The following is a 9187-nucleotide window of genomic DNA, read 5'->3' as shown; positions in this document are numbered from 1 at the left end:
TCTACACTCGACTAGTCGTCTGCAGCGTCAGATGTGTCTAAGCGACAGCCTCCCGTCGACCACCCCCCCGCCAGGATGCGGCCGTGCACTGCCGGCCACGGCCCGGGCTAGGATCGGCGGATGTCCGATCGGCCTTCAGCGGTGCGCCGGGGGCCGTGGTGGGCGCGCACGATCCTGGCCGCCGCCCTCAGCGTGTGCGCCCTGGCCGGAGCCGTGCGGCTGGTCGTGCCCGCGACCGCCGGCCCGCACGGTGAGCCGCCCGGGGTGCGGCGCCAGCTGGCGTTCCTGCGCTCCGCCCTGGACGCCGGCGCCGGCGACGAGGCGCAGCGGCTGTTCCCCGAGGGATTCTTCTTCCTGCACGCCCTGTACGGCCTGAGCTGGGTCGAGCTGGGCACGCGCGAGCCGCCGGGGGAGCGGGCGGAGGCGCTGCGGGAGGCGCGGTGGGCGCTGGAACGGCTGGACTCGCCGGCCGGTCGTGCCCCGTTCAGCGCCGGGCTCGTCCCGCCCCACGGCGTCTTCTACCGCGGCTGGTCCAACTGGTTACGCGGCGGCGTGCTGAGCCTGCAGCCGGAGGGCCGGCGCGATCCCGCCGAGCTGCGCCGGTTCGAGGCCGGCTCCGCCGCGATCGGCGCGGCCTTCGGCGCCGCGACCTCGCCTTTCCTGGAGGCGTACCCCGGGCAGGCGTGGCCGGTCGACTCGACCGTGGCGGTGGCGTCGCTGCGGCTGCACGACGCGCTTCTCCCGCCGCGCTTCGGCCGCACCGTCCATGACTGGCTGCGGGAGGTCCGCGAACGGCTCGACCCGCGCACCGGCCTGCTGCCGCACCGGGCCGACCCCGTGACGGGGGAGCCGGCCGAGGTGGCCAGGGGGACCTCGCAGAGCATGATCCAGCGGTTCCTGGTGGACATCGACCCGGCCTTCGCCGCCGAGCAGTACACGCGCTTCCGTGACCGCTACGTCGTCACCCCGCTCGGTCTCGGCCCGGCCGTCCGCGAATACCCCGAGGGCCTGGACGGGCCGGCCGACGTCGACTCCGGGCCGTTGCCGCTCGGCGTGAGCCTGTCGGCCACCGCGGTCACCCTCGGCGCGGCCCAGGTCCACGGCGACGCCCCGCTCGCCGAGGCGCTGGCCGGCTACGGCGAGCTGGCCGGTCTGCCGGTCGGCACCCCGTGGACCAAGCGGTACGCCTTCGGCCTGCTTCCCATCGGTGACTCGTTCCTGGCCTGGTCGAAGACCGCCCGGCCGTGGGTGGCGGAGGTGCCGGCCCCGCCTCCCGCGAGCGTCGCGTGGTGGTGGCGGGCACCGCTGCTGACGGTGCTGGCCGTGGTGGGGGTCGTCCCGTGGCTGCCCGCGCTGAGACGTTCACGGAAGGCCCGGGCCGTCAGGTGCGGCGGGTGGCGCTCAGCCGGTGGGCGAGGCGGTCGAGGCTGAGGTTGATGAGGATGAAGATGGCCGCGATGAGGATCGCCGCCGGGATGACGTTGGAGAAGTTGGCCGCGATCCCGTTGAGACCCCGGTCCACCAGCTCGTCATAACCGACGATCAGCCCGAGCGCCGAGTCCTTCAGCAACACCACGAACTGGCTGACCAGGGCCGGCATCATGGCCCGCAGCGCCTGCGGCAGCAGGACGAGCCGCATCACCTGTCCCTTGCGCATGCCTATCGCGAACGCCGCCTCCCGCTGGCCCCGCGGCAGGCTCTGCACCCCGGCCCGGATGATCTCCGCGATCACCGACCCGTTGTAGAGGGTGAGCCCGAACACGACGGCGCTGAAGGCGGAGATGTTCGTGCCCAGCAGGGCGAACGACCCGAAGAAGGCGAAGAAGATGAGCAGGAGCAGCGGGACGGACCTGAAGAACTCCACCACGGCGGCCGCGGGCACCCGGATCCACCGGTGGTCGGACATCCTGGCGGTGGCGAACACGATCCCGAACAGCCCGGCCAGCACCACTCCGGTCACGGCCGCGGCCAGCGTCCCGGCCAGGCCGGGCAGGATGAACGTGGCCCAGACGTCGCCGCGCAGCAGCGGCGCCCACTTGTCGGCGGCCCACTGGTCCTTCTCGTCGAAGCGCACGAAGACGAAGTACGCCACCGCCAGCAGCACGAGCGCCACGCCCGCGGCCAGCGTCCGGTTGCGCCGGATCCCGCGCGGCCCGGGGGGCTCGTAGAGGTTCGCGTACGTCATCGCGCCACCGCCATCCGCCGCGACAGCCAGCCGAACGCCAGCCCCATGGGCAGGCACAGCAGCACGAATCCGGCGGCGAAGCCGAAGAAGATCTCGATCACCTGGTCCCCGTACGTCTCGATCATCTCGCGCATCCGCACGGACGCCTCGCTCACGCCCACCACCAGCGCGATCGTGGTGTTCTTGGTCAACGCGATCATGATGCTGCCCAGCGGCGCCACCACGGAACGGAACGCCTGCGGCAGCGTGATGAGCCCGAGCGTCTTGACGAAGCCCAGCCCCAGCGACCTGGCGGCCTCGGCCTGGCCGACCGGCACCGTGTTGAGCCCGGAGCGCAGGGCCTCGCAGACGAACGCCGAGGTGTAGGCGGTCAGCCCGATGACGGCGAGCCAGTAGTTGTTGGTCGCGATGTCGTCGGACAGCTCCACCCCGAGGTTCGCGCCGACGCCGAGCCCGGTGAAGAGCAGCACCAGGGTGAGCGGCGTGTTGCGGGCCACGGACACGTAGACGCTCGCGGCGCCGCGCAGGGAGGCCAGCGGCGCCACCCGCATGGCCGTCAGCAGCACCCCCAGCACCAGCGAGCCGAGCGCGCTGACGGCCGTCAGCCGTACCGTCATCCAGAACGCGGCGAAGACGGTGTCGCTCTCGATCAGCAACGCGTCCATGGGATCAGTACCGCTCCAGCTTCGGGGCCTGCGGCAGGGCGAAGCCCGAGGAGCCGACGCTGGCCTGCAGCGCCTTGGTCCAGCTGCCGTCGGAGAACATCTTCTCCAGCGCGTCGTTGACCGCCTTGCGCCCGGCCGTGTCGTCCTTCTTCAGCCCGATGCCGTACTTCTCGGTGCTGAACGGCTTGCCGACCACCTTGAGCTTGCCGGCGTGCTGGGCGGCGTAGCCGGCGAGGATGACGTCGTCGGTGGTGATGGCGTCGAGCTGGCCGCCGAGGACGCGGTCCACGCACGCCGAGTACGTCCGCTCCTCCTGCAGCTGCACCTCCTTGGCGTACTCCGACTTGACCTTCTGCGCCGGGGTGGAGCCGGCGACGGAGCACAGCTTCTTGCCGTTGAGCGCCTCCGGCCCGGTGAGCGCCGCGTCGGCGGCCCGCACCAGCAGGTCCTGCCCGGCCACGAAGTACGGTCCGGCGAAGGACACCTTCTGCTTCCTGGCGTCGGTGATGGAGTACGTGGCCACCACCATGTCCACCTGGCCCTGCTCGATGAACGCCTCCCGGTTGGCGGAGACGGTCTCCTTCCAGGTGATGTCCTTCGCCTCGACCCCGAGCTGCTTGGCGACGTACGTGGCGACCTCGATGTCGAATCCGGAGAAGTCGCCGTTGGGGGTGCGCAGCCCGAGCCCGGGCTGGTCCGCCTTCACGCCGATGACCAGCTTCTTGGCGTTCTTGGCCTTGTCCACGACGGAGGCGTAGCTCTCCTGGCCGCCGCCGCAGGCGGTGGCCAGCGTGACGACGGCGAAAACGGCATAGAGGGATCTGCCGAACATGACACTCCTTAGTGGGTGAGGATCTTGGCGAGGAAGGACTGGGCGCGCTCGCTGCTCGGGGCGCCGAAGAAGCCGTCGGGGGTGTCCTGCTCGACGATCTCGCCGTCGGCCATGAACACCACGCGGTCGGCCGCGCGCCTGGCGAAGCCCATCTCGTGGGTGACGACGACCATGGTCATGCCGTCGCGCGCCAGCGCCGTCATCACCTCGAGCACCTCGTTGACCATCTCCGGGTCGAGCGCGGAGGTGGGCTCGTCGAAGAGGATCACCTTGGGGTCCATGGCCAGCGCCCTGGCGATGGCCACCCGCTGCTGCTGCCCGCCGGAGAGCTGGGCCGGGAACTTGGCCGCCTGGCCGCCGATGCCGACCCGGTCGAGCAGTTCCTGGGCCTTGCGCACGGCCTCGTCCTTGGGCCGCCTGAGCACGTGGACCTGTCCGAGGACGACGTTGTCCAGGACAGTCTTGTGCGCGAAGAGGTTGAAGGACTGGAAGACCATGCCCACTTCGGCGCGGAGCCGGGCGAGCTGCCGCCCCTCGGCGGGCAGCGGGGTCCCGTCCACGCTGATCACGCCGGAGTCGATGGTCTCCAGCCGGTTGATCGCGCGGCACAGGGTCGATTTGCCCGCCCCGGACGGGCCGATGATCACTACGACTTCGCCCTGCCGGACGGTCAGGTTCACGTCCCTGAGCACATGGTGCTCGCCGTAGCGCTTGTTGACCTGGTCCAGGACGATCAGGTCCGCCTGGGTCATGCGTCACGCTCCTCGTGTCGGTCAGCGTTGGCGTAACCGTAGGAGTCGCGTGTTCTGCGGAAAGGCTTGTGAGCGTTCTGCTCAGCAATTAGCGGGGTTTCGACGATTCCGAGGTGGCGCCGGAGATCCCGATGGTCGACATGAAGGCGCGGTCCCACTGCCCGTCACGCAGCCAGCGCGCGATCAGCCCGTTGAGGTAGTCGCGGAAGACGGTGTCCTGCTTGCGGACCCCCATCCCGTACGGCTCGCGCCCGAACGGCTTGCCCACGAGCCGCAGCGTGTCGGGATGCTGGGCCATCAGCCCGTGCAGGATGGTGTCGTCGGTGCTGACCGCGTCGATGCGCCCGGAGATGAGCGCCGGCACGCACACGCTGTAGACGTCGACGATCTCGAGGTCGGCCCCGGGCAGGAGGGTGCGCAGCCGCTCGACGGACGTGGAGCCCTTGGCCGTGCAGACCCGCTTGCCGTCCAGGTCGGACACGTCGCGGATGGTGGAGTCGCCGGACCTGACCAGCATGTCCTGCCCGGCGTAGTAGTACGGGTCGGTGAAGGTGACCAGCTCGGCGCGGGCCGGCGTGATCGAGTACGTGGCGATGACGAGGTCCACGACCTCCTGCTTGAGGAAGTTCTCCCGCTCGCGCGAGACGGTCTCGACGAAGCGGATGTTGCGCTCGCTGCCGGTGAGGTCCTTGGCCACCAGCCGGGCGATCTCCGCGTCGAAGCCGGTGATCCGCCCGCTGGCCGGGTCCTTGTAGCCGAACAGCGGCTGGTCGAACTTGATGCCCACGGTGAGGACGCCGCGATCCCTGACGCGCTCCATGGTGGAGCCCTCGGGGAACGGGCTCGCCTCGCCGCAGCCCGCGGCCAGCAGGCATAACAGCGCGGCGAGCAGCGCCCTGAGCGCGGTCACCGTACGCGATACCGGTGCTGCGGGCGCCCGGTGGGGCCGTATCTCGGCCGACCCTCCACCAGGCCGCGCTCGGCCAGGTGCTCCAGGTAGCGGCGGGCGGTGGCCCGGCTGACGCCGATCAGCTCGCCGAGCTCGTGCGCGGAGGCGTCCTCGTCGACGCCGGCCAGCGCGTCGAGCACCGCCTGCTCGGTGGCGGCGGAGATGCTCTTGGGCCGGGCTCCCTGGTCGAGGTGGAGCGAGCGGAAGATCCGGTCGATCTCCTGCTGCTCGGCGAAGCGGCCACCCGACTCCAGCTGGGCGACCGTCGCCGCGTACCGCAGCAGCGTCTGCTCCAGCGTGCCCGCCCTGGTCGGCTTGACCAGGTAGTACAGGGCGCCGCGCTGGATGGCCGCGCGGACCGTCGCGGACTCCTTGCGGCCGGAGATCACGATGACGTCGGCGGGCGGCTGGTCGGGCCGGCGCAGCCGGTGCGCCACCTCCAAGCCCGGCAGGTCCGGCAGGTGCAGGTCGAGCAGGACCAGCCGGGGCGCGAAGCGGGCGGCGGCGGCGAGTGCCGCGTGCCCGCTGTGGGCGATGCCCACCACCCTGAAGCCCAGGACCCGGTTCACCTGCGCGTGCAGTGCCGCGGTGACGACCGGATCGTCGTCCACGATGAGAACGGTGATGTCCCTGGGCTCAGGCATCGCCACGCTCCTCGTCCAGCCGTTAACGGGTTCTTGCAGCTTAGGCGGCTTTTATCACAAAAGATCGACTTTTGCTCGTTATGCTCATCACGATCCGCCGTCCACGCCCGTTTCCTCCTAATCTGGACGCGAACGACAGCGGGAAGGGACGGACGCCGGTGAGATGGCTGCTCGCGGTCACGGCCCTGTGGACGTTACTCGGTCTGCTGCCACTGGCGCTGCTCACCTCCTCCAGCATCTCCCTGTCGGAGCAGGCGGTGCGGGACGAGGTCACCGACCGCGTCAGGACCACCGCCTCGGTGAGCCGGGTCGTGGTGGAACAGCAGATGGACTCGCTCAAACAACTCGTCACCGCGTTCGCGCAACGCCCCCAGGTGCGCGAGGCGGTCGGGCGGGTCACCACGAAGTCCATGCGCGGCTACCTCGACCAGCTGGAACGGCAGCGCGACGGCGTCAGCGGCCTGATCCTGATCACGCCCGACGGCGACATGATGGGCGCCGAGCCGCCGAGCGGCCTGCCCCAGGACATCGGCAACACCGACTGGTACCGCGCCGTGCGCGACCGGCGGCAGGCCCACGTCTCGCAGGCGTACACGCCCACGATGGTCGGCGTGTCCAGAGCCGTCGCCGTGGCCGCGCCCATCCCGAGCGCCGACGGCGAGCGCATGCTCGGCATCCTCACGGTCGTCTACAGCCTGGACGCCATCCAGAAGTTCGCCGAGCAGGCCGCGAACGCGCAGGGCATCAGGCTGCTGATCACCGACCAGGCCGGCGTGCTCGTCGCCGACCCCGGCCGCAAGCTCTACGCCCTCACCTCCCTGCGCGAGGACCCGCGGGTCGACGCGGCGCTCGCAGGGCGCACCTGGAACGGCACGTTCCGCGGCATTGACGGCACGGTGCTGTCGGCGTCCGAGCCGATCCCCGGCATCGGCTGGACGGTCACCGCCGAGGTGCCGGCCGCCGCCGCGCTGGCCTCCGCCGAACAGCTCAGGTCCAACGTGCTCGCCGTCGCGGCCCTGCTGGCGCTGCTCATCCTCATCGGCCTGGGCCTGCAGATCCGCAGCGAGCACGGCCGCCGCCGGGCGCAGGCCACGCTGGCCAGGTACGCGGGCGAGCTGGCCGCCGCCAGGGACGACGCGGTCAACGCCTCCAGCGCGAAGTCCGAGTTCCTCGCCAAGATCAGCCACGAGATCCGCACCCCGATCAACGGCGTGCTCGGCATGAACTCCCTGCTCATGGGCACCCGGCTGGACGACGAGCAGCGCCACTACACCACCACGGCCCAGGGCGCGGCCCAGAACGTGCTGCGCCTGCTCGACGACTTCCTCGACCTGTCCAGGATCGAGGCGGGCCACCTGCAGGTCGAGGCGGTGCCGTTCGACCTGCCGCGGCTCTGCGACGAGGTGGTCGCGCCCTTCGCGCCGCACGCGTACGAGCAGGGGCTCTGGCTCACGCTCCGGCTCGACGAGGGTGTGCCGCGGCAGGTGGCGGGCGATCCCGCGCGGCTGCGCCAGGTGCTCACGAACCTGGTCGGCAACGCGCTCAAGTTCACCGTCCAGGGCGGGGTCGACCTGCACGTCACGCTGGACGAGGGCAGTCCGGGCGACGAACGGGCGGTGTTGCGGTTCGCGGTCGCCGACACCGGGATCGGCGTCGGCCCCGACGACCGTGATCGGGTCTTCGGCGTCTTCCGCCAGGTCGACTCGCCGATCACCCGCAGGACCGGCGGCAGCGGCCTGGGCCTGGCCATCAGCAGGCAGCTCATCGAGCTCATGGGCGGGCGGATCGGGCTGGACAGCGTGGAGGGCGTGGGCAGCCGGTTCTGGGCGACCTTGCCGGTCGACGTTCAGACGTGGTCGGAGCCGAAGCCCGAGGCGCTGGAGGGGCGGCGCGCGCTCGTCGCCGACCCGCGTCCCCAGGACCGCACCCTGGCCGGGAGGTCCCTGGCGGAGGCGGGGCTCGCCGTCGAGGAGACCAAGGACGAGGCGTCCGCGCTGACGCTGCTGCGGGCCGCCGCCACGAGCGGGCGGCCGTACGAGCTGGCGGTCGTCGCCCTCGACCTCGGCGAGTCGGAGTCGCTCGCGCACGTGATCCTCACCGACCCGCTGCTCCAGGCCACCAGCGTCGTCGTGGTCGTGACGCCGGGCCGCTCCGGGTTCGCCTGGCCGGGCGCCTCGGGGGAGCGCGCCGTGCAGTCGATCACCCGGCCGCTCAGCCGCCGCCGGCTGCTCGCCGCCGTGGAGAACGCCCTGGGCACCACCGATGCCCCCGGCGAGCCGGGCGAGGGCGCGCAGGCCGAGGGGAAGGACGGCGGCACGCGCATCCTGGTGGCCGAGGACGACGAGGTGAGCCGCCAGGTGGCGATGCTCATCCTGGAGCAGGCCGGTCACGAGGTCGAGACCGTGGACGACGGCGAGCAGGCCGTGCGGGCCGTGCTGGCCGGCGGCTACGACCTCGTGTTCATGGACTGCCAGCTGCCCGTGCTCGACGGGCTGGCCGCGACCGCGGAGATCCGCGGCCGGGAGGAGGGACACACCCCGATCATCGCGATGACCGCGGCGGCCATGCCGGACGACCGGATCCGGTGCCTGGAGGCGGGCATGGACGACCACCTGGCCAAGCCGGTCGACTGGCCCAGGGTGCTGGCCAGGATCCCGGAGTGGGCGGCGTACTCGAGCCTGCCGCCGGAGCTGGCGGGCCTTTCGCCGGAGGCGGTCGCCGACGTGGCGCAGGCGTTCCTCGCCACCGCGACGCGGACGTTCGACGAGCTGCGGCGGGCGGCGGAAGCCGGCGACGCGGCGGAGGCGGGCGCGCTCGCCCACCGGCTCAAGAGCGCCTGCGCGACCGTCGGAGCCGTCCGCGAGGCGGCGTTGTGCCAGCGCGTCGAGGACGCGGCCCGTACGGGGACCGTCGAGGGAGAGGCGATCGATGAGCTGGGCGAACTGCTCGTGGAACCTCCCTCATGGATGAACGCCCTCTTAACATGAAATAGCGCTATATTCCTGGAGATTGACCTGCCCGAGGTTCGTCACCGTCACTGTCTCTCTGTCATTGCGTGATCGCCTACTGGTGAAGGAGGGGTCGATGGCGGATCCGTCCGATGAGCCCGGCCCGGCAACCACCCCCGGCCCCACGTACTCGCCTACCTCGTCCCCTACCC

General features: G+C 71.4%; 8 protein-coding genes. 2 read left to right on the top strand and 6 right to left on the bottom strand.

Annotated elements, in window-relative coordinates:
* Positions 1-120 precede the first annotated feature (120 nt).
* Positions 121-1431, top strand: a complete 1311-nt coding sequence (locus E1292_RS47765; RefSeq protein ID WP_132606433.1) for a hypothetical protein — start codon at positions 121-123, stop codon at positions 1429-1431.
* On the opposite strand, the gene E1292_RS47760 is transcribed toward E1292_RS47765, so the two are convergent.
* The 6 genes from E1292_RS47760 to E1292_RS47735 all read right to left on the bottom strand — a co-directional run bounded on the left by E1292_RS47760 (position 1382) and on the right by E1292_RS47735 (position 6027).
* A complete protein-coding gene (locus tag E1292_RS47760) occupies positions 1382-2185 on the bottom strand; it encodes an amino acid ABC transporter permease (RefSeq protein ID WP_132606432.1) in 804 nt (267 codons plus the stop codon). The genes E1292_RS47765 and E1292_RS47760 overlap by 50 nt on opposite strands.
* Entirely contained in the window at positions 2182-2850 is a 669-nt protein-coding gene (locus E1292_RS47755) for an amino acid ABC transporter permease (RefSeq protein WP_132606431.1), read from the bottom strand. The genes E1292_RS47760 and E1292_RS47755 overlap by 4 nt, the downstream gene beginning before the upstream one ends.
* A gap of 4 nt (positions 2851-2854) precedes the next feature.
* The gene (locus E1292_RS47750; RefSeq protein WP_132606430.1) at positions 2855-3682 is read right to left on the bottom strand and encodes a glutamate ABC transporter substrate-binding protein; all 828 of its coding nucleotides are present in this window, start codon (positions 3680-3682) and stop codon (positions 2855-2857) included.
* Positions 3683-3690: 8 nt separating this feature from the next.
* Positions 3691-4434 carry an amino acid ABC transporter ATP-binding protein gene (locus E1292_RS47745; protein WP_132606429.1) on the bottom strand — a complete coding sequence of 248 codons (744 nt, stop codon included), beginning with the start codon at positions 4432-4434 and terminating at the stop codon, positions 3691-3693.
* Positions 4435-4522: 88 nt separating this feature from the next.
* Entirely contained in the window at positions 4523-5344 is an 822-nt protein-coding gene (locus E1292_RS47740) for a glutamate ABC transporter substrate-binding protein (protein ID WP_246090930.1), read from the bottom strand.
* A complete protein-coding gene (locus E1292_RS47735; RefSeq protein WP_132606428.1) occupies positions 5341-6027 on the bottom strand; it encodes a response regulator in 687 nt (228 codons plus the stop codon). Before E1292_RS47735 ends, E1292_RS47740 begins: the two co-directional genes overlap by 4 nt.
* A gap of 158 nt (positions 6028-6185) precedes the next feature.
* On the opposite strand from E1292_RS47735, the gene E1292_RS47730 reads away from it, so the two are divergent.
* Positions 6186-9014, top strand: a complete 2829-nt coding sequence (locus E1292_RS47730; protein ID WP_132606427.1) for a hybrid sensor histidine kinase/response regulator — start codon at positions 6186-6188, stop codon at positions 9012-9014.
* The last annotated feature ends 173 nt before the right edge of the window (positions 9015-9187 follow it).

It is taken from the genome of Nonomuraea deserti, from assembly GCF_004348685.1.
GTDB classification, from domain to species: Bacteria; Actinomycetota; Actinomycetes; order Streptosporangiales; family Streptosporangiaceae; genus Nonomuraea; species Nonomuraea deserti.
The sequence above is the reverse complement of the archived record's forward strand: the minus strand, read 5'-3'. Positions and strand labels throughout refer to the sequence as shown.

Bases quoted from the DNA above. Each gene is read 5' to 3' on its own strand.
- E1292_RS47765 (WP_132606433.1), top strand. From the start codon at position 121: ATGTCCGATCGGCCTTCAGCGGTGCGCCGGGGGCCGTGGTGGGCGCGC.
- E1292_RS47760 (WP_132606432.1), bottom strand. From the start codon at position 2,185: ATGACGTACGCGAACCTCTACGAGCCCCCCGGGCCGCGCGGGATCCGG.
- E1292_RS47755 (WP_132606431.1), bottom strand. From the start codon at position 2,850: ATGGACGCGTTGCTGATCGAGAGCGACACCGTCTTCGCCGCGTTCTGG.
- E1292_RS47750 (WP_132606430.1), bottom strand. From the start codon at position 3,682: ATGTTCGGCAGATCCCTCTATGCCGTTTTCGCCGTCGTCACGCTGGCC.
- E1292_RS47745 (WP_132606429.1), bottom strand. From the start codon at position 4,434: ATGACCCAGGCGGACCTGATCGTCCTGGACCAGGTCAACAAGCGCTAC.
- E1292_RS47735 (WP_132606428.1), bottom strand. From the start codon at position 6,027: ATGCCTGAGCCCAGGGACATCACCGTTCTCATCGTGGACGACGATCCG.